We start from the raw sequence: 18,201 nt of genomic DNA on the forward strand, positions 1-18,201 counted from the left end.
GAGGTAAGAAGATCATGGCCATCACCGTGAACCTCGACATGCTCCTCGACAAGCAGTACGAGAACCTCCCGCTCAACGAGATCCTGGACGCCCCCGTCGACGCGCTGCAGGGCGTGAGCACGGGCGACGCGGAGAAGCTGAAGGCCGCGTTCAACATCAAGACCGTGCGCGACCTGGGCACCAACAAGTACTTCCGCGCCGCCGTGACGCTGCTGGACCTGGAGTCGACGGCCCGTTAGAGCACGATGCGGTAGTGGACGAACGGGGTCTTCTCGGCGACCTGGTCGTAGAGCCTGCGAGCGGTCTCGTTCCACTCGCTGGTGTGCCAGTAGACGCGGCAGCAGTTCCGCAGTTTCGCCCACTCCGTCACCGCCTCGATGAGCGCGCGGCCGGCTCCCCTGCCGCGCGCCTCGGGGGCGGTGAAGAGGTCCTGCAGGTAGCAGACGTCCGGGCCGGACGTGCTGGGGTGCTTGAAGAAGTGCGTGATGCCGACGATGCCGTTCTCGTCGCGGGCGCACAGGGCGTGGATGCTTTCGCCCGCCTGGAACACTTCCCACTTCTCGTCGTAGGTTTCCGGTGGCAGCGTGCGTTCGTAGAACGTGTTGTAGCCCTCGAAGAGCTCCTGCCACCTGGCGCGGTCCGACGGTTCGAGCGGGCCGATCACGATCATGTTGGTCCTTTCTGGGGTCACCCGGTTGGATGACCTTCGTGTCGACGACCCTCACCACCGAGCTGCTGTTGCACCGCGCGGGCACCAAGTCGTACTGGCGCGGCCTGACCTACCGCGACGCCGTGCTGTCCCTGCGGGTGTACAGCCGGCACGTGGCGGCGCGGGTGCGGGGCAGCGACGACGCGACGTACGTGGTCGAGCTTTCGTGGTCGGGCACGCACCTGGTGGGCGCGTGCAGCTGTCCGCACGGGTCGGAGGGGTTCTTCTGCAAGCACTGCGTTGCGGTCGGGCTGGTGTTGCTGGACCGGGGTGAGACGGTGCCGCCGCCGGACGCCGAGGACGTGGAGCTGAAGGACGTGCTGAGAGCGTTGCCCCCAGAGGTGCTGCGGGATCTGCTGTACGGGTGCGCTGCCGGAGACAGCGCACTGCGCACACGAATCATGAAGGCACAGCAGCAGTAGTCTTGCCGGAAGGCACGCCTGCGGTCGTGCCGGGGATGCCGACGTACCACCGATCGTCGATCTTCGACAGCACGATCCGCTCGTCGTAGCGGGACTTGTCGGCGTACTGACCGATCACGTGGGCGTTGGCGAAGTTCGGGCCGAAGTCCTGGGTGACGTTCAGCGACTCGACGTTCAGCCCCTTGCCCCCGAGAGCGGACAAATGACCGGCCGCCTGGTCTCGCTGAGCGTCGCTGAGCATCTTGCGGAGCGTTGCTTCGTCCTTGTTGTTCATCGCGGCGAGGTAGGTGTCCACCGCCGCACGTGGATCGTCCGCGCCAGCCTGTTCACCGGTCGAGCACGCCCCCAGCGTCAGCACCAATGCCGACGCGAGAATGAAACGCGCAGGGTGCAGTGCACCCTGCGCGCCCAAAACAGCTCTCGTCATGAATTCATGCTACCGGAGAATCACGTCCGGTGTGCATACCAAAACGTATTCGGGTTGTTGCGGAGCAATTCCGCCAGCGGCACGTCGACCTTGTTCTCAGTATGATAGGTCAAGAAGCGCTCGCCGCCCTGGACCTTCGTCACGAACATGGAGTGATCGATGACGGTGTTGTTCCACGGGTCCCAATTGGCCTGCAGCACGTCCGCGATTGCGAGGTCGTACACGTTCGTCAGCAACCGGGTCCGACCGGAGTGCTGAGAGGCGAACCAGTACCAGTTCTCCGCCGCTGCCCAAGTGTAGCTGGTCGTCCAGGTAAAGGTGCCCAAGTACCAGGAGCTGTTGCTGGTGCGATCACCGTCGACGTCCTCCCAACCACCCGCCATCATGATCTGTGAGAGGAAGTTCGTGCAATCCTGGTCGTACGTGCGGAAATTCGGATTTGCGTTCTTGCCCCACTTGTAGGCGTAGTTGACCATCGCCTGGTAGAAGTAGGCCGCAGCCATGACTTTCTCGTCGCGCGAGCCGTGCGCGGGCTTCACCGCCGAAGCAGGCTGCTTGTACGTCGCTGGCTCCGCCGTCTTCCAGTGGGACGTCGGTGGTGCCTTCCGCATCTGCGTCGCCGGCGCCGGACCACTACCGAGCAGAGCCTCCACACCCGAAAGCACCCAGCTGCCACCAGAGCGCCGCACCGTCAGCTTGTGCTGGAGCTCGTGGCCCGACGAGGTCTCCGTCCCCGGCTTCGGCGTGTGGTAGTAGAGGCGCGTCCTCTCCTTGGCCCGCGCGAGGGCAGTCGTGCCGTCACCAGCCGAGGACACCTGCTCTACCACTGTCTCGACCTGCGCGCGCGAATACCCGCCATGGATCTCGCGGTAATCGTCCCGCCGGGCGGCGAGCTCGGCGACGTCCTCTTTCAGGTCAGCTGTGAGCTCGTCCGTCATCCTGACGCCGAAACCCTCGATTTGCGGACGACTGGTCACCCTGTCCGCGCGGTGTTGCAGATACGTCTGCGAGATTTCCGCGATCTGCTTCCGGTCACGCGCACTGATCTTACCCGTATCCGCGGACGCACCGGTTCCGCCGGCGGTCAGCACGACGGACACGAAAACGGCCACGCCAAAAAACACATTGCGTCTCAATCGAAACCCCCTTCGTTCAACAACGAAGGCGTTCACAGAGACAAGGACGAAGGACGCCGCAACCTCCCCGCAGCAACTCCCGACTCCTCGCGAACCCCCATTCGCGCCCCCAGGCACAGTCAGCATGGCAGGTTTCCAGATCGTTCAATTGGCCTGTTCAGCGCAATTCGCCTTGGCGAGTTCGGTTACACATGGCGTAAACGCGGATCGGTGCGCCGTCAGCACTCTGACGGTTGCTGGGTTTCCGGAAGCAGCGCGCAGTGCTTGTAGTGCCCGAGCGTGACATCGGCGAGTATCCAGCCCTCGTCGACGCGGCTGAAGGTCAGCAGGTGCGGCAGGCCGTAGCCGGTGGACGGGGCCGTGCCGGGCGTGGCGAAGTACAGCTCGCCGTGCTCCTGGACGTGCGCCACCACGACTCTGCCGCTCTGATCGACATCGACACGGTCCACGCGCGTCCTGATCTCCGCGGACAGGTAGCGCGTGCGGGTCAGGGACCGCGAGGTCCGGTCGGCGTCGAGCTTCGCCTCGTGGATCTGGAGCTTCGCGACCAGCGCTGGGGTGACCGGAACGCCGAAGCCGGGTGTCTGCGGGCCTGTGGTGATCTTCAGCGCCCGGTTTTCCAGGTAGCGCTGGGCGATGTCGGCGATCTGGGTCCGGTCCGGATCAGCCAGGGTCCTTGGCGTGGCCGAACCGCCCAGCAGCAACGCTGATACCAGCAGGACAACAGCCGATCCCATTCGCGACCCATCCGCGGCCATGTCCGGTGGACGCGCGGCGGTGTGCGGGGTTGCTCAGAGCGGCATTCCGTAGGCGTAGGCCACCAGGTTCAGGCCCGGCAACGGCGCCCAGTCGCGTTCCGGCAGGCGCGTGAACCCGAGCCGCTCGTACAACCGGTGCGCCACCAGCATCTTCTCCGAGGACGACAGGACGAGCTGTCCCACACCGGCGGCGCGAGCCCTCTCCATCACCGCTCGCACCAGGGCCTCGCCCACGCCCCTGCCGCGCGCCGAGGACGCGACCGAGAGCATGCGGAACTCCAGCCCGCCCGGCTGGGAGATCTCCGCGTAGGGCGTGCCGGGGTGCACGACCGTGACCGATCCCAGCACCACGCCGGAATCGTCCACGGCCACGAGCACCTCGGCGTCACGGAAGCGGGACGTGGCGTCGGCGAGGGTGTCGGCGTAGTCCTCGGTGCCGTCCAGGTAGCCGTCGACGCGGTACGCCTCCACCGTCACGGAGCTGACCGCGGGCAGGTCGGCCTCCGTGGCCTGGCGGATGATCAGGTCAGCCATCTGAGCCTTCTTCCCCGGTGATGGCCACCTCCCTCGCCGCCTCCGGGCCCTGCTCCAGCAGGACGCGGAAGCCCGCCTCGTCGAGGACGGGGACCTTCAGGGAGATGGCCTTGTCGTACTTCGATCCTGGCGAGTCGCCGACGACCACGAAAGCGGTTTTCTTGGAGACCGAGCCTGCCGCCTTGCCTCCGCGGGCCAGAACGGCCTCCTTGGCCGAGTCGCGGGAGAACTCGGTCAGCGAGCCCGTGACCACGATGGACAGACCTTCGAGGTTGCGGGTGATGGACGCGTCGCGCTCGTCCTCCATCCGCACGCCCGCGGCACGCCAGCGCTCCACGACCCCTTGGCGCCACGCCGTTTCGCGCCACTCGACCACGGCCGTCGCGATCGTCGGGCCCACTCCCTCGGCGCCGGCCAGGACCTCTTCGTCCGCGGCGAGGATCTCGTCCATCGAGCCGAACTGCTGAGCCAGCGCGCGGGCGGCGGTGGGACCGACGTGGCGGATCGACAGTGCGACCAGTACCCTCCACAGAGGACGGGACTTGGCGGCTTCCAGGTTTTCCAGCAGCTTCACGGCGTTCGCGGAGAGGTCGCCGCTCTTCGTGTTGAAGCGCTCGATCTGCCCGAGGGCCTCGGCGTCGAGGTCGAACAGGTCGGCCTCGTTCGTGTACACCGTGGACTCGGTGATCGCGGCAGCGGCCTCGTAGCCGAGCACCTCGATGTCCAGCGCGGCGCGGGAAGCCAGGTACGCCAGGCGTTCGCGCAGCTGGCCGGGGCACGTCTCGGCGTTCGGGCAGCGGATGTCGACGTCGCCCTCCTTCATGGGGCGCAGCTCGGCGTTGCACTCGGGGCAACGGGTCGGCATCACGAACTCGCGCGCGTCGTCCGGGCGTGCGGCCAGCACCGGGCCGAGCACCTCGGGGATCACGTCGCCCGCCTTGCGGATGACGATGCGGTCGCCGATCAGCACGCCCTTGCGCTTGACCTCGGACGCGTTGTGCAACGTGGCCCGCGCGACCGTCGATCCGGCCACCTTCACCGGCTCCATCAGGGCGAACGGCGTGACGCGGCCGGTGCGGCCCACCTGGACCTGGATGTCCAGCAACGTCGTGGTGGCCTCCTCCGGCGGGTACTTGTACGCGATGGCCCAGCGCGGGGCCCGCGACGTCGTGCCCAGGCGGCGCTGCAGAGCCACCTCGTCGACCTTGATGACGAGACCGTCGATCTCGTGGATCGCGTCGTGCCGGTGCTCTCCCCAGTACTCGATCTTCTTGCGGACGTCGCCGAGTCGGTGAGCACCTCGGTGTGCGAGGAAACCGGGAGGCCCCACGACTTCAGCGCCTCGTACGCGAGCGACTGGCGGGCCACCTGGAAGCCCTCGGTCTTGCCGATGCCGTGGCAGATCATCCGCAGCTTGCGGGACGCCGTGACCTTCGGGTCCTTCTGCCGCAACGAACCCGCGGCGGTGTTGCGCGGGTTCGCGAACGGCGGCTTGCCCTGCTCGACCAGCGAGGCGTTCAACGCCAGGAAGTCCTCCACCGCGAAGAAGACCTCGCCGCGCACCTCGACGAGATCCGGCACCGGGAACTCGTCGGAGCCCTTCAGCACTTCGGGCACGTCCGCGATCGTGCGGACGTTCAGCGTCACGTCCTCACCGGTGCGGCCGTCGCCACGGGTCAGCGCCCGCGTCAGCTTGCCCTTCTCGTAGAGCAGGTTGATCGCGAGGCCGTCGATCTTCAGCTCGCACAGGAAGTGCGTGCCCTCGCCGATGTCCTTGCGGACGCGCTCGAACCAGCCCGTCAGCTCGTCCTGGGTGAAGACGTTGTCCAGGCTGAGCATGCGCTCGAGATGGTCGACGGCCTTGAACAGTGTCGAGAACGTGCCGCCGACCAACTGGGTCGGCGAGTCCGGCGTGGCCAGTCCGGGATGCTCGGCCTCCATGGCCTCCAGCGACTTGAGCAGCGCGTCGAACTCACCATCGGTGACGATCGGGTCGTCCAGCACGTAGTAGCGGAACTGGTGCGAGCGCACCTCTTCCGCGAGCACGGCATGCCGCTCGCGCACCTCTGCGGGGACGTCTTCAAGGCTCTCGCTGCTCACGTCCCACAGCTTAGTGACCAGGTCTGACAGTTTCAGTCGTCCGCGACCTGAGCGAGTGTCCGAACGAGTGAACGCAGTTCCAGCAGGCTGATCGTGCCCTCCGGCTCGAGCTGCGCGGTCTCCACGCGCCGCAGCCGCTCCCCCGCCAGCCGCTCGCCGAGAGTGACGTCCAGCGGCAGGAACGTCATCGTCTGCCGCTGCTGGTCGCTCAGCTCCGCGAGCGCCGGGTGGTAGACCGCGACGTCCACGACGTCACCGTCCACCTGGGCCACAACTCGGTAGTCGCCGAGCCTCACGCGGACCTCGCCGAGGTTCACGATCACCTCGGTCGGGTCCGGCACCGGCGGCACCGAGTCGTGGAACTCCCACACCATGTCCGTCGGCGGCGCGGCCTTGATCCACGCGTCGGTGTAGGGCCGCAGCCGCGGGTCTTCCTGGCCGGTGATCACCAGCGCGTACATCGCCATGTGGCCCTGTTCGAGCGAGAACACCAGATCCGGGTGCAACGCGCTCACGAGATCCTTGAGCTCGTCCTCGACGCGGTGCGGCTCGCCGTCGCCCAGCGCCGCGCTGACCACCGGTACCAGCTCGAACCACCGCTCCCAGAACCGTTGCGCCGCCTCCTCCGCGTTCGGCAGGTGAGCAGGGACGACGTCTTCGGCTTTGCGGCGGCGGAACCATTTCATGATGCTCAAGGGTAGAGCTTGCGGCCGTCGGCCAGCATTTCGACGAACTGGACGATGCGCTTCTGCCGTGTCTCCGGTCTCTTCGCATCGTGGATGCGCAGCAGGATGGCGAACCGGTTCTGGCTGTTCAGCGTCCCGAACGCCTTGGCGGCAGCGGGGTTGGCCTTGAGCGCTTCGACGAGGTCATCGGGCACCTCGATCGTCGCGGGGCCCGCGTACGCAGCCTCCCAGCGCCCGTCCGCCTTCGCCTTCTCGATCTGGGCGAGCCCCGCCGGCAGCATCTTGCCGGCCGCGATCAGCGCCTCGACCTTGGCGCAGTTGCGCTTGGACCACTTGCTGCGAGGCCTTCTCGGCGTCCACCGCTGCGAGTAGTAGGTCTCGTCCACGGATCGCGTGAGCCCGTCGATCCACCCGTGGCACAACGCGATGTCCAGCGCCTGGTCGTAGTTGATCGACTTGAGCCCCGAGCTCTTCTTGGCGAACTTGATCCACAGCTCGGTTTCTTGCGCGCCGTTCTCGTGCAACCAGGCGTCGAACTGCGCGGGATCCTCGAAGAAGATCAACGCACCCTCCTCAGGCAGAGCGTCATGTCCTCATAGGGAACACCGAGTTCCGCCTCTTCGGGGCAACTTTTCTCAGCGATGTCGACGACCTGCACGTTCACCCGCGGCGCCGCACAGTCGAACTTCGACACCACAGACCGTTGCAGGTCCTCCGTGTCCAGTTCGAAGCAGTCGCCCCGCTCGGCGTTCGGCAACAGGCACAGCGCCGCGTTGTGCCTGGTGTCGCGCAACACCTTGTATTCGCCGCGTGGGCACTCGGCCCTCGTCTCGTTGAGCACGGTCCCGACCTTCAGCGCGGCCCGTTCACCCTTGCAGTCGATGACGGTCAGGCCGAGGTCGTCCTCGCCGGGGCCGTTGAACCTGACGCAGCTGCCCTTCTCCGCCTTCGAGTAGTCGGTGAGGAACATCGATTCCGGTGCCGCCGGCGTGGGTTCGCCTGACGAGCTGAACGCCCACCACAAACCGAGGTAGGCCAACACGGCGAGTACGCACACCATCACGGTCTGTCTCACGACCACGCTGCGGATTATGGCGGCGGAAACTCGGTGGCGCGCGACGACGTACCGGGAGAAAGTGCGCGTCATGCTGATCCGGCGGGAGACACCCGCAGACATCGACGCCATTCGCACCGTCACCAACCTCGCGTTCAAGGACGGGCCGGAGGCCGAGCTGATCGACTGGCTGCGCGAGGACGAGGGCTGGATCCCGGAGTACTCGCTGGTCGCGGACGGCGTGATCGGGCACGTCGTGTGCACGCGCGGGTACATCGGTGACGTGCCGGCGCTCGGGCTCGGGCCGATCAGCGTGCACCCGGACCACCAGCGGAGCGGCGTGGGCAAGGCGTTGGTGCACAGCGTTCTCGGGGCGGCGGAGGCGCGTGGCGAGCGCGCGGTGATCCTGCTCGGCAGCCCGGCCTACTACTCGCGGTTCGGCTTCAGGCTGGCCGAGGAGTTCGGGATCACGCCGCCTGTTCCCGAGTGGCGGCCGCACTTCCAGGCGCGCCTGTTCGCCGAGGTCCCGGCTGGGCCGTTCCGGTACGCGGAGCCGTTCAACCGGCTTTGAGCACGTCGCCGTCGGCTTTGCGCGCGTAGACGGTGCCGTCCGGCAGCGCGGACACGGTGTCGATGAAACGACGGTCGCCCAACGGTTCCCAGCCCGCACCGAGGCGGTGCACACGGCCGCGAGCAGGCTGTACAGGCCGACCGTCCCATCAGGACGGACCATGGCCTCCGGGTCACCTGCCACACCGGAAGCCACCAGCCGCCACGCGCCGTCAGCCAGCACCTTCACCTCACCGCGAACCGTCCGCGCGTACACCAGACGCCCTGCCACCGACGGACGTCCGACGAAGTCACCGGACGTGCTCAGCTGCCCGTGACCGGCCAGGACATCGCCGTCCTCCACCACGTACGTGACGCCGTCGACGACCTCGGGCCCGCCCTGCCAAGCCTGGCGAAGCATGAACGAGGCCCGGTCCAGCGCCTGGTCGTAGCGCTCCGGACAGCACGACTGCTGCACCGCGTCGGCGAGCAAGCCCGACGTCAGGTCCGGCCGATCTACTTTCACCGCGTGCTCGAAGAACCGGCGCGCGGCATGGGACACGTCCATGATCTGCTCGGGCATGCCCCAGCCCATCGACGGCCGCTGCTGGAACACGCCCAGAGAATCCCGGTCGCCGCAGTCGAGGTTGTTCATGTGCGACTCGACCCAGCCGGGCGCGAACCCCGCGAGCATCACCTTGTCGCTGACCCGCAGCGAAAGACCGACGGCGTGCACGACCCGGATCACGTCCGGGTCGTGCACGCCGGGAACTCGGCAGCCCGCGTTCAACGGCAGCGCGTGCGCCGTACCGGCCGAGAAGAACAGCAGGAAGACCAGCGCGAGCCTGAGCACAAGTCCGAATTGGACACCCGGGCTCGCGCCGGCGCCACTCAGGAGTTGGCGATCAGCGAGAAGCCGAGCACGCCCGTCGCCGTGAAGTCGATGGCAGGCTCTGAGCTCGGCCACGACCTCAGGTCGTCGGCGAACACGGACTTCGCGGAGTCGAACTCCTTGGTGTACGGCTTGGTGCAGTCCACGGAACCCGGCGGCATCTCGCCGAGGTCACCGAACAGAGAGGCGTCGTTCGGACCGTTGATCACCGCGCCGACCAGCACCTTCGAGCCACCGTTCGGCGAGCCGGACAGGTTCGCCGCCTGGTGGTGCGGGCACTCCGGGAACTTCGAGCCGACACCGACGATCAGCGTGGTGCCCCAGGCGTTCGTGCCGAGGGCGAAGCCGCGCTGCTGCGTGCCGAACGTTTCGTACTTCTTGTCGCCGGTGAGCTTCCGGTACAGCGCGGCGGTCGTGATGAAGCCGAACGTGCGCGAGCCGACGTCCCAGGTCTCGACGTTGGCCGCGGTGCGGAACGGCGAGTTCTTCGACGCGTCCGCACCCTGCTGCAGCTGGCGCTGGAGGTCGCCGACGATCTGCGCCTCGGTCACCTCGGCGCCCGGCACGCCCGCCTTCAGCAGCTTCGAGAGGTCGGCGTGGCCGAGCGCGGAGATGTTGTAGACGTTGAGCGTGTCGGGGTCGGCCGTCGCCAGGAACTCCTTGGCCCAGTGCGTCGCGGCCGCGCGCGAACTGGCCGTAGCGCTTGTCGTTCAACGCCTTCGCGGCCAGAGCGAGCTGGGTGGCGCCGAACTCCATGTCGTCGGTCCACGACGACTCGGGGTAGTAAGCGTGCGGGAACGCCGTCACGAGCTCGCCGGGCTCGGAGGTCTTGGCCAGCGCGAACAGCTTGGCCGCCTTCTCCAGGTACGCGCACGCGAGACGCGGGTTCCTGTGAGCCTCGATCTGCGCGGCCAGCGCGAACGAACCCGCCACGCGGCCGACCAGGTTCGGGCTGATCTTCTCGCCGGCCTTGTTCGCGCGGAACACCGGGCGGTACTTGATGAAGTACTCGCTGTCGCCCGGCTTCACGTCGAGCTTGTCGTCGGCCTCCGGCAGGCGCCACACGTCGTGGTCGCCGACGAAGCCGAACTCCTCGGAGCCGGTGCCGATGCCGACCTGGGCGTAGAGGGTGCCGGTCTTCTCGTCCCACGCCTTGTCGAGCCACTTGAGGCCGAACTTGGCCTCCTCGTACAGCGCGTCGTTGTGCTTGTTGCGCAACGCCAGCAGCATCGACGCGGTCGAGTACGACGACGCGTGGGTGAACTTCACGAAGTCGCCCGCGTCGAACCAGCCGCCCTCGAGGTCGACCTTGGTGCCGGTGGGCTTCAACGGCGCCGCGATCTCGTCGCCGCCCTCGCCCTTGAACACGGGCTCCTCGTAGACCATCGCGTCGCGGTCGGTGAGGTGTGCGGGCTTGCGGTTCAGCCGGCCGGGAACGACGTTGGCGCCGTCGCGCTGCGCCTGGAAGAACTCGACGGTGTTGTTGGCGATCGGCTGGAAGAGCCTGTTCAGCGAGTCGACCTTGAACGTCGGCGAGGTCGCCGAGCCGACCTTGATCCGGTACGTCCCCGGCGTGCTGACCCTGGAGAAGTCGATCGGGTGCACGGAGGGGAACTTCGTGCTCCACGAACCCGTCGAGGCCCCGGTCCTGCCGGTCAGCACGGTCCGGCCGCGGCTGTCGACAACGCTGAACTTGGTGTTCGCGGCACCACCGAGCACGTAGGCGTGCTTCGCCTCGGTGGTGCCGAAACCGATCTGATCCAGCCTGATGTACCCGGTGGGGGCCGCCTGAGCAGGCGCCGCGACCACACCTGTGAGCACTGCGGCAACGAGAGCCGCACGTCTGATGCGCATGAGGGGAACTCCCGATCCAGGCCCGGCGGTAGCCTACGGTTAAGAAAGTTTCCTAATAGTTCGCAGCAGACTAGCCGCCCAAACCGGACATCACCAGCCCTCGGGCGGTTCCAAAAAGGCAGAGGAGAGATCACGGGTCAGCGACAGCGAGCGCTTGACCCAACCGGACGTCGCACCCGCCAGACCGCACGTCGGAGTGGCCAACGCCTGCTCGGCGAGAATCGACCGCGGGAAGCCGAGACGGTCGACCAGCGTGAACGCCCTCTGCCCGACTTCCTTCAACGTCACCGGCGTCCCGGGATCGATGCTCGGCACCAGACCCAGCGCCAGCGTCGTGCCCGCCTGCCACGTCTCGCCGATCTCGTCGAGCGCCTCCGCCCCCTTGATCAGCGTCGCGTCGAACGCGATCGCCGCCGCACCGGCCTCCCTGAGCAGCGTCAACGGAGGATGCGGAGCACAGCAGTGGACGATCACCTCGTGGTCCTTCAAGGCCTCGATCACGGTGGCCAGCACCCCGCGAGCGTCCTGTTCGGGCACGGCGGGCACGGTGCCGAGCTTCGAGGGCGTCGGCAGCAGGCCCTGCAGCACGGCGGGCAGGCCCGGTTCGTCGAGCTGCACCACGACCTTCGCCTTGGTGCGCCTGGCAACCTCGGCCGCGTGCTGCTTGAGACCCTCGGCGAGCGATTCGGAGAACTCCTTCACCGCGCCGCGGTCCGTGAGCACCCGATGGCCGCGCATCAGCTCGATGTTCGACATCAACGTCCACGGCCCGGCCGCCTGCACCTTGACCGTTGAAGGCTGCGCACCCGCGCGTTCCAACGCCTCGTCGAACGCGTCCAGGTCACCGCGCAGCAGATCGACAGCCCGCCGGTGATCGCGGCCGGGGCGCGGGGTGACGCGGTAGCCGGACGTGACGACCTCGATCGCGAGGTCGACGAGCAGGCCGGCGGTGCGGCCGATCATGTCCGCGCCGACTCCCCGGCCAGGCAGCTCCGGCACGTGCGGCAGCTCAGGCAGCTCTCCGACGACGACGCGCGCCGCCTCGTCGATGTCGGTTCCGGGCAGCGATCCGATTCCAGTGGCTCCACGCACCCGCCGAATTGTTCCACTGTCCGCCGGACAGAAGAGGTCTAGACCCATTGACGCTGTGGTCTAGGCCACTTACCGTGATTGAGCAGGTGCTGAGCGTGTGAGCACCTCCCTGCACGTGGTGTGGGAACGCGACGCGCCCCGCGTTCCCACACCACCCCTTCCACCCCTGCCGGAAGGACCACCCGATGGCTCGTTTCGCCCTTTTCGCCGCCGGGGCCGCCACCGCACTGGTGGCCGCACTCGTCGCCATCGCGCCCGCTTCCGCCGCCGGTGAATCGGCCACGTTCAGCCAGGACTCGACCTGGGGCTCCGGCTACCAGGGCAAGTACACGATCACCGCGGGCACGACCGCGCTGACCGGATGGAAGCTCGAGTTCGACCTCGCCGGCGCGTCCGTCGGCTCCTACTGGGACGCCACGCTGACCAGCAGCGGCAACCACCACACGTTCACCAACCGCGAGTACAACGGCAACGTCTCCGCAGGCGCCTCGACCAGCTTCGGCTTCCTGGTGAGCGGCTCCGCGGTGCCGGCGAACTGCAAGCTCAACGGCGTTCCGTGTGGCGGTGGCACTCCTCCGACGTCGACCACGACTCCCACCACCACAACGACTTCCGATGTGCCACCAACGCCGGGTAGCGCGCGCGTCGCGCCGTACATCGACATCACGATGCCCTCGCCGTCGTTGGTCGACGTGGCCAACGCGACCGGCCAGAAGGTCTTCACCCTGGCGTTCGCGCTCGGCTCCTCGAGCGGCTGCTCCCCCGCGTGGGGCGGCACGGTCCCGTTGAACGACAGCCGGATCGTCAACGACGTCAACGCGTTGAAGGCGCGCGGCGGCAGCGTGATCGTCGCGACCGGCGGCGCGATGGGCCCGTACCTGGAGCACGTCTGCTCAAGCGCGGACGCCCTGTACAACGCCTACGTAGCGGTGCTGGACGCCGTCGGCAGCAACAGCATCGACGTGGACGTCGAGGCGACGATCCCGCAGGCGATCGTGAACACGGCGTTGAAACGGCTGCAGGACACCCGCGGCACCACGGTCAGCTACACGATGCGCATCCAGGGCCAGGACTACGGCATGGACCCGTACTCCGTGCAGGTACTGCAGGACGCGGCAGCCAAGGGCGTCAACGTCCTGGTGAACCCGATGCTGATGAACTTCGGCTACACGGGCAACTGGGGCGACGCGATGGTCGCCGCCTCCAACGCCACCCTCGGGCAGATGCGCGCGATCTGGCCGGGCAAGTCCGATGCGCAACTGAAAGCGTCGCTCGGCCTCACACCGATGATCGGACGCAACGACACCGGCATGACGACGACCCAGGCCGACGCGCGCAAGGTCCTCGATTACGCACGGGCCAACCACGTCGGGCGGATCGCGTTCTGGTCGGCGGGCCGCGACAACGGTTCGTGCCCCGGCGGCGGAGTTTCGCCCACGTGCAGTGGAATCTCACAGTCCAACTGGGAGTTCACGAACATGTTCAAGGTCTACACGGGCTGATCGGCCCCTGCCGGGCAAAGGCCGACGCGGGATCTTCCGTCCCCGCGGCGGCCTTTGCTCGTTTCGCCCGAGGCCTCTAACAGCTGCTGCAGCACCCGCAGCCCGGACCCGTGCACGAGCCGCAGCAAGAGCATCCAGCCATGGTGACCACCTCCGATGATGAGCGATCAAGCAGCGGAACCATAAGCGGACGCGCATGCGTCGTGACACCGCTGCCAGAGTGATTACGCTCCACGAATGAATGGTCCTGCCGAAATGCTCGCCGCTGACAAGGCCTCCAACGCCCTGGGCATCGAGCCCGTCGAACTGCGCGACGGGTACGCGTTGCTGCGCATGACGGTCACCGAGCTGATGATCAACGGTCACGGCATCGCGCACGGTGGCTACGTCTTCCTCCTGGCGGACACGGCGTTCGCCTGCGCCTGCAACAGGGCCGGGTCCGTCACCGTCGCCGCCACGGCTGAGATCGACTTCATCAAGCCCGCGCACGAGGGCGACGAGCTGGTGGCGGAGGCGGTGGAACGGACCCGGTTCGGCCGCAGCGGGATCTACGACATCACGGTCAGGCGAGGGACTGAGATCGTGGCCGAGTTCCGCGGTCGTTCGCGGACGCTGCGCTCCTGAGGCCGATGAACTGCAGCACCGCGAAGCCGATCACGGCAAGCGCCTGTGCGAGGACCATCGCGACGCCGGCGTCGGTGAGCGGGAACCACTTCAGCTCGGCCGTGAGAATGCTGTCCACTCCCCACACCAGGTTGCCGATGATGATCAGCAGCACGATCCGGCGATCCGGAACGGCGCGCGTGCCCAGGGTGAAGACGAACAGGCCGTAAACCACGCAGAAAAGGCCGAGCCCGATCTGCCAGCCCGTCGGCATGCCGACTTCCGGGCGGATCAGCAGGGTCAGCAGACCCAGCGCGAACGAAGCGACACCGTCGAGTTTCAAGGCGAATTTCAACATGGCCTGACGATCGCCCGCTCAGCGCTGCCAGAACCACGTCAAGCGCTGCCAACTCCTGCCATCAGATCGGCCGCGACCAGGCGCGCGGCGGCGTTCTGCCAGTTGTGGAGGGTCCGCTCGGGCACCTGTGTCACGAACCACTGCAGCGCGCGGCGGTCCTCGGCGTCGAGGTCCTCGCGCTTGGTCCGGACCGAATACGGGCGGATTCCCTTGACGTAGTAGAAGTACACGGCGTTGTAGTAACGCCATTCGTCACTCGTGCCGAAATCGCCATCGGCCGGCTTCAGCCGTTGAATGCTCGCCAGCAGCAAACTCTTCAGCTGGGCGGCTCTGTCGAGCGGCGCGCCCTCATCGGTGAGCGCGATCAACGGACTCGCGACGAGCTTCCCGAGATCTCCGTAGTGACTCAACGCCTTGCGCGTGAGGCGCGCGAACTCGGCCGGGTCGTCGGTGACCAGCGGCCGGCGTTTCGGCAGGGACTCCGCGGCCTCACGAAGCTCGGCGCGCTCAGCCGCGACGGACGGCAGGGCGAGCCTGTCGACCACGGACGCGAGCGGGTTCGCGAGCACCTGCACCGCGATCGCCGCCGCAACGGTCGTGAAGACGAGCTGAGCCGGACCGTCGAAGAGGATCACCTGCGACCCGAACAGCACCGCCGTGAAGCCCGCGATCACCAGCGACCGCAGCATGTCCGAGCGGATCGCCTCGCCCTCCTCGACCGCGTCGGTGACGGCGACGAGCACCCCGAACACCACCAGATCGAAACCGATCATCGGCAGCGTCAGCGCGTTCGGCAGAAGTTGCAGCAGGAAGGCGGCAGCCGACAGCCCGAACATCACTCCAACGAGTGAAAAGTAAGCGCGTTTCCTTATGGCTAGAACCGTCGACACGGCCAAAGGGAGCAGCACGACCCACGGCAGCCAGAACGAAACAGCGATGAACGGCACCAGGGCGACCAGCCACCACCTGATCAACTCCGGCCGGGCGAGCAACAGGATCGCACCCGTCCAGGCCAGCGCAGGTACACCGATCAGCACCGGATGCGGCACGACGACCACCGCCGAATAGCCGATCATTCCCGCGCCCGCCCACCACAACAACGGCTTGCGCGGATCGCGGGCGAGCAGGTACAGCCCCAGCCACCAGGCGAGACCGGAGACCAGCAGCGATAGGCCAAACACAGGTCAAAGCTAGCCCTACCTGCGAAACTAATCTTCATGCCGGTAGAGCTGACGCTCCACAAAGCGGCCGAGGAGTTGCGACGAGGTGACCTCGCGAGCGTGCTTCGCGCACGTCAGCGCGTCGCCGGACTCGTCGGCACCTACCCGCACCGGCTGGACCTGCGCGAACGACTGGCCGAGGTCTACCGGACACTCGGCCAGCCGGCCCAGGCCGGTCGCTGGACCTACCTCTCGGAAGAACGCGACCCTGAAGAAACCCAGGCCTTCGAACGCGCCTACCGCCGCGCCGAGGCCAGGCTGGGAGCGCTGAGCTGGCAGGGCCGAGTCGACGAGGCCCCACCGAAACCGCACGGACCCGCCTGGCCTCCCTCTACCTGGAGGCGCGCATCGAGCTGCAGCACGAGCTCGACGCCACCCCGGACGAGGAGACGTCGTGGGGCGCCTGCCTGATCGTCATGGTCGGCGGCACCTTCGTGCTGGTGTGTTTCCTGCTGGGCATCGTGACTCTCGTGCAGTTCTTGTGGAAGCTGGTCTCATGAGAACGTTGTCGCAGTACGTCCGCCGCACCCCGGTAATGCGCGTGTCAGTCGACGGCCGGCCGCTGGTGTTCAAACTGGAGCACCTCCAGCTCACCGGCTCGTTCAAGATCCGCGGCGCGGTCAACAAACTGCTGTCGCTGAACGTCCCGAAGAACGTCTCCGAGGTCGTCACCGCCTCCGGCGGCAACCACGGCATCGCGGTCGCCCAGGCCGCCCAACTACTGGGCGCACATGCCACGGTCTTCGTCCCGGTGACCGCCCCCGAGACCAAGACGTCGCGCATCGAAGCCTTGGGCGCCAAGCTGATCCGCCACGGCAGCACCTACGCCGAGGCCGCCATGGCCGCACATGACTTCGGCCCGACCTACATCGAGGCGTACAACGACCCCAAGGTGATCGAGGGCCAGTCAACGGTCACCCGGGAAATCGTCGAGGACGCACCCGAAGTGGACTCGATCGTCATCGCAGTCGGCGGCGGCGGCCTGGTGGCAGGCGCGGCACTGGCGTCCGGCGGACGCCACATCATCGCCGTCGAGCCCGAGAACTGCCGCGCGATGCACAACGCTCTCCAAGCCGGTGTGCCCGTCGACTCGACCGTGAACTCCGTGGCCGCCGACGCGCTCGGCGCCACCCGCGCGGGCGAGCTCGCGCTGGAAATCCTGCGGCAGCACGATGTTTCGTCGGTGCTGGTGTCCGATGAGGAACTGCTCGCTGCCCGCGACCGGCTGTGGGAGGAGTTCCGGATCGCGGTCGAGCCCGCGGGAGCCGTCGCGTTCGCCGCGTTCCTCAAGGGGGACGTGCCGGGGGAGCTGCCGTGCGTGGTCCTGTGTGGCGCGAACAGCGAATGGGTGCCGCGCTAAAGATTCCTGGCCTAAAGATTTCAGGCAGAACGCCGATACCCGTAGAGCCGTCGGGGAAACGATCAAGAGAAGGAGCACCCATTGCCGTCCGCGGCACAACGGCTCTGTCGTGACGTCGTCGCAGATCCACACGGACCGCTGGTCGCGGCCGTCGCCGGCCCCGGTGGTTGCGGCAAGACCGCGATGCTGGAAACACTCGCCCGCATCTACCGCGACGCCGGTGTTCCCGTCGTCCACGAGTACACAGAGGACGCTTCCGCGGCACTGCTGGTCGACGACGCGCACGGGCTCGACGACGTGACGCTCGACCGGCTTCGCAGGCTGGCCGTCGCACGCTCGCACCGCATGGTCGTCGCCTACCGGCCATGGCCGCGGCCGCACGCGCTCAGCGCGTTGGGCGCGGTGCTCGTCAGGTGCCGCCCACCGGTCGTGCTCGGCAGGCTGGACCGGGCCGCGGTGGCCACCGCGCGGCGGACGTCCTCGGACACCCGCCCTCCGACCCGCTCACCGACTTCCTGTTCGAGCAGACCGGCGGCATGCCGTCGCTGGTGGACCGGTTCGTCATCGCGCTGCAGGAGACCGGTCAGCTCGCCGACGGCAGGCTCACCGGTCCGGTGGTGATCCCGGCGGGGTTGGTCGAGCAGTTCCGGCACGACCTCGACTGCCTCGACGAGAAGGTGCGTGAGGTGCTGCTCGCCAAGGCGGCGGGGGCAGACCTGCCCGCGAGTGAGGGCACGTTCGCGACGGGTCTGCTCACCGACTCGGGTGCCCTCGTTCCACTGGCGCGCCAGGCCATCCTGCGGCTCACGCCGACCGCCGAGTCCGCCGATCCGATGCCGGCCCTGCGCGCGGAAGCCGCGGCGCTCGCGGGCGATCTCGACACGGCGCTACGGCTCGCCGACCAGGTGATCGGTGACCCGCAGCGCCCGACCGCCCACGCGCGGT

20 protein-coding genes and 3 pseudogenes are annotated in these 18,201 nt (G+C 67.6%); 9 read left to right on the top strand and 14 right to left on the bottom strand.

The window, feature by feature from the left end:
• The first annotated feature begins 14 nt into the window (after nt 1-14).
• Nucleotides 15-239, top strand: a complete 225-nt coding sequence (locus FXN61_RS20250) for a hypothetical protein (RefSeq protein WP_167975617.1) — start codon at nt 15-17, stop codon at nt 237-239.
• Here FXN61_RS20250 and FXN61_RS20255 read toward each other — a convergent pair.
• Nucleotides 236-670 carry a GNAT family N-acetyltransferase gene (locus tag FXN61_RS20255; protein ID WP_167975618.1) on the bottom strand — a complete coding sequence of 145 codons (435 nt, stop codon included), beginning with the start codon at nt 668-670 and terminating at the stop codon, nt 236-238. The two genes, FXN61_RS20250 and FXN61_RS20255, sit on opposite strands and share 4 nt — an antisense overlap.
• Nucleotides 671-699: 29 nt before the next feature.
• On the opposite strand from FXN61_RS20255, the gene FXN61_RS20260 reads away from it, so the two are divergent.
• On the top strand, nt 700-1,131 hold the full coding sequence (locus FXN61_RS20260; protein ID WP_167975619.1) for an SWIM zinc finger family protein: 432 nt from the start codon (nt 700-702) through the stop codon (nt 1,129-1,131).
• Here the strand turns inward: FXN61_RS20260 and FXN61_RS20265 are convergent.
• The 8 genes and pseudogenes from FXN61_RS20265 to FXN61_RS20300 all read right to left on the bottom strand — a co-directional run bounded on the left by FXN61_RS20265 (nt 1,109) and on the right by FXN61_RS20300 (nt 7,853).
• A complete protein-coding gene (locus tag FXN61_RS20265; protein ID WP_167975620.1) occupies nt 1,109-1,558 on the bottom strand; it encodes a hypothetical protein in 450 nt (149 codons plus the stop codon). The two genes, FXN61_RS20260 and FXN61_RS20265, sit on opposite strands and share 23 nt — an antisense overlap.
• Before the next feature lie 20 nt (nt 1,559-1,578).
• Complete coding sequence (locus FXN61_RS55490; RefSeq protein ID WP_223165525.1) at nt 1,579-2,730, bottom strand: amidase domain-containing protein; 1,152 nt, start codon at nt 2,728-2,730, stop codon at nt 1,579-1,581.
• Between the two features lie 182 nt (nt 2,731-2,912).
• Entirely contained in the window at nt 2,913-3,431 is a 519-nt protein-coding gene (locus FXN61_RS20275) for a hypothetical protein (protein WP_167975622.1), read from the bottom strand.
• A gap of 54 nt (nt 3,432-3,485) precedes the next feature.
• Nucleotides 3,486-3,986 carry a GNAT family N-acetyltransferase gene (locus tag FXN61_RS20280; RefSeq protein WP_167975623.1) on the bottom strand — a complete coding sequence of 167 codons (501 nt, stop codon included), beginning with the start codon at nt 3,984-3,986 and terminating at the stop codon, nt 3,486-3,488.
• Nucleotides 3,979-6,107, bottom strand: a pseudogene (gene ligA / locus FXN61_RS20285) (NAD-dependent DNA ligase LigA). The gene FXN61_RS20280 and the pseudogene ligA overlap by 8 nt, the downstream one beginning before the upstream one ends.
• Before the next feature lie 11 nt (nt 6,108-6,118).
• Nucleotides 6,119-6,772 carry a hypothetical protein gene (locus FXN61_RS20290; RefSeq protein ID WP_167975624.1) on the bottom strand — a complete coding sequence of 218 codons (654 nt, stop codon included), beginning with the start codon at nt 6,770-6,772 and terminating at the stop codon, nt 6,119-6,121.
• Between the two features lie 5 nt (nt 6,773-6,777).
• A complete protein-coding gene (locus FXN61_RS20295; protein ID WP_246291784.1) occupies nt 6,778-7,335 on the bottom strand; it encodes a YdeI/OmpD-associated family protein in 558 nt (185 codons plus the stop codon).
• Nucleotides 7,332-7,853, bottom strand: a complete 522-nt coding sequence (locus tag FXN61_RS20300; RefSeq protein ID WP_167975625.1) for an LppU/SCO3897 family protein — start codon at nt 7,851-7,853, stop codon at nt 7,332-7,334. Before FXN61_RS20300 ends, FXN61_RS20295 begins: the two co-directional genes overlap by 4 nt.
• A gap of 64 nt (nt 7,854-7,917) precedes the next feature.
• Between FXN61_RS20300 and FXN61_RS20305 the strand changes: the two genes are divergently transcribed.
• On the top strand, nt 7,918-8,397 hold the full coding sequence (locus FXN61_RS20305; protein WP_167975636.1) for a GNAT family N-acetyltransferase: 480 nt from the start codon (nt 7,918-7,920) through the stop codon (nt 8,395-8,397).
• 869 nt (nt 8,398-9,266) lie between these two features.
• On the opposite strand, the gene FXN61_RS54410 is transcribed toward FXN61_RS20305, so the two are convergent.
• The 3 genes and pseudogenes from FXN61_RS54410 to FXN61_RS20315 form a co-directional block, all read right to left on the bottom strand.
• A complete protein-coding gene (locus FXN61_RS54410; protein WP_312877872.1) occupies nt 9,267-9,833 on the bottom strand; it encodes a glycoside hydrolase family 9 protein in 567 nt (188 codons plus the stop codon).
• Between the two features lie 175 nt (nt 9,834-10,008).
• Nucleotides 10,009-11,121: pseudogene (locus tag FXN61_RS54415) on the bottom strand (glycoside hydrolase family 9 protein); the annotation flags it as partial.
• Between the two features lie 90 nt (nt 11,122-11,211).
• On the bottom strand, nt 11,212-12,261 hold the full coding sequence (locus FXN61_RS20315) for a uroporphyrinogen decarboxylase/cobalamine-independent methonine synthase family protein (protein WP_167975626.1): 1,050 nt from the start codon (nt 12,259-12,261) through the stop codon (nt 11,212-11,214).
• 137 nt (nt 12,262-12,398) lie between these two features.
• On the opposite strand from FXN61_RS20315, the gene FXN61_RS20320 reads away from it, so the two are divergent.
• Both FXN61_RS20320 and paaI read left to right on the top strand, forming a co-directional pair.
• Entirely contained in the window at nt 12,399-13,715 is a 1,317-nt protein-coding gene (locus tag FXN61_RS20320; protein WP_167975627.1) for a cellulose binding domain-containing protein, read from the top strand.
• A 237-nt stretch (nt 13,716-13,952) separates the two neighbouring features.
• On the top strand, nt 13,953-14,339 hold the full coding sequence (gene paaI / locus FXN61_RS20325) for a hydroxyphenylacetyl-CoA thioesterase PaaI (protein WP_167975628.1): 387 nt from the start codon (nt 13,953-13,955) through the stop codon (nt 14,337-14,339).
• On the opposite strand, the gene FXN61_RS20330 is transcribed toward paaI, so the two are convergent.
• Entirely contained in the window at nt 14,278-14,676 is a 399-nt protein-coding gene (locus tag FXN61_RS20330; protein WP_167975629.1) for a hypothetical protein, read from the bottom strand. The two genes, paaI and FXN61_RS20330, sit on opposite strands and share 62 nt — an antisense overlap.
• A gap of 38 nt (nt 14,677-14,714) precedes the next feature.
• Nucleotides 14,715-15,857, bottom strand: coding sequence for a hypothetical protein (locus tag FXN61_RS20335; protein WP_167975630.1), 1,143 nt, complete (start codon nt 15,855-15,857; stop codon nt 14,715-14,717).
• A gap of 36 nt (nt 15,858-15,893) precedes the next feature.
• Here FXN61_RS20335 and FXN61_RS20340 point away from each other — a divergent pair, with 36 nt between their 5' ends.
• The 4 genes and pseudogenes from FXN61_RS20340 to FXN61_RS20355 all read left to right on the top strand — a co-directional run.
• Nucleotides 15,894-16,307: a DUF6584 family protein gene (locus FXN61_RS20340; protein ID WP_246291785.1), complete on the top strand. Its 414-nt coding sequence runs from the start codon at nt 15,894-15,896 to the stop codon at nt 16,305-16,307.
• 85 nt (nt 16,308-16,392) lie between these two features.
• Nucleotides 16,393-17,256, top strand: a complete 864-nt coding sequence (locus FXN61_RS20345) for a serine/threonine dehydratase (RefSeq protein WP_167975631.1) — start codon at nt 16,393-16,395, stop codon at nt 17,254-17,256.
• Between the two features lie 81 nt (nt 17,257-17,337).
• A complete protein-coding gene (locus FXN61_RS20350) occupies nt 17,338-17,877 on the top strand; it encodes a P-loop NTPase family protein (RefSeq protein WP_167975632.1) in 540 nt (179 codons plus the stop codon).
• Nucleotides 17,805-18,201, top strand: a pseudogene (locus tag FXN61_RS20355) (hypothetical protein); the annotation flags it as partial. The gene FXN61_RS20350 and the pseudogene FXN61_RS20355, both read left to right, overlap by 73 nt.

This window comes from Lentzea indica, assembly GCF_012184385.1.
Classification (GTDB): domain Bacteria; phylum Actinomycetota; class Actinomycetes; order Mycobacteriales; family Pseudonocardiaceae; genus Lentzea; species Lentzea indica.

Bases quoted from the DNA above. Each gene is read 5' to 3' on its own strand.
- FXN61_RS20250 (WP_167975617.1), top strand. From the start codon at position 15: ATGGCCATCACCGTGAACCTCGACATGCTCCTCGACAAGCAGTACGAG.
- FXN61_RS20255 (WP_167975618.1), bottom strand. From the start codon at position 670: ATGATCGTGATCGGCCCGCTCGAACCGTCGGACCGCGCCAGGTGGCAG.
- FXN61_RS20260 (WP_167975619.1), top strand. From the start codon at position 700: ATGACCTTCGTGTCGACGACCCTCACCACCGAGCTGCTGTTGCACCGC.
- FXN61_RS20265 (WP_167975620.1), bottom strand. From the start codon at position 1,558: ATGACGAGAGCTGTTTTGGGCGCGCAGGGTGCACTGCACCCTGCGCGT.
- FXN61_RS20275 (WP_167975622.1), bottom strand. From the start codon at position 3,431: ATGGGATCGGCTGTTGTCCTGCTGGTATCAGCGTTGCTGCTGGGCGGT.
- FXN61_RS20280 (WP_167975623.1), bottom strand. From the start codon at position 3,986: ATGGCTGACCTGATCATCCGCCAGGCCACGGAGGCCGACCTGCCCGCG.
- FXN61_RS20290 (WP_167975624.1), bottom strand. From the start codon at position 6,772: ATGAAATGGTTCCGCCGCCGCAAAGCCGAAGACGTCGTCCCTGCTCAC.
- FXN61_RS20305 (WP_167975636.1), top strand. From the start codon at position 7,918: ATGCTGATCCGGCGGGAGACACCCGCAGACATCGACGCCATTCGCACC.
- FXN61_RS20315 (WP_167975626.1), bottom strand. From the start codon at position 12,261: ATGGGTCTAGACCTCTTCTGTCCGGCGGACAGTGGAACAATTCGGCGG.
- FXN61_RS20320 (WP_167975627.1), top strand. From the start codon at position 12,399: ATGGCTCGTTTCGCCCTTTTCGCCGCCGGGGCCGCCACCGCACTGGTG.
- paaI (WP_167975628.1), top strand. From the start codon at position 13,953: ATGAATGGTCCTGCCGAAATGCTCGCCGCTGACAAGGCCTCCAACGCC.
- FXN61_RS20330 (WP_167975629.1), bottom strand. From the start codon at position 14,676: ATGTTGAAATTCGCCTTGAAACTCGACGGTGTCGCTTCGTTCGCGCTG.
- FXN61_RS20340 (WP_246291785.1), top strand. From the start codon at position 15,894: ATGCCGGTAGAGCTGACGCTCCACAAAGCGGCCGAGGAGTTGCGACGA.
- FXN61_RS20345 (WP_167975631.1), top strand. From the start codon at position 16,393: ATGAGAACGTTGTCGCAGTACGTCCGCCGCACCCCGGTAATGCGCGTG.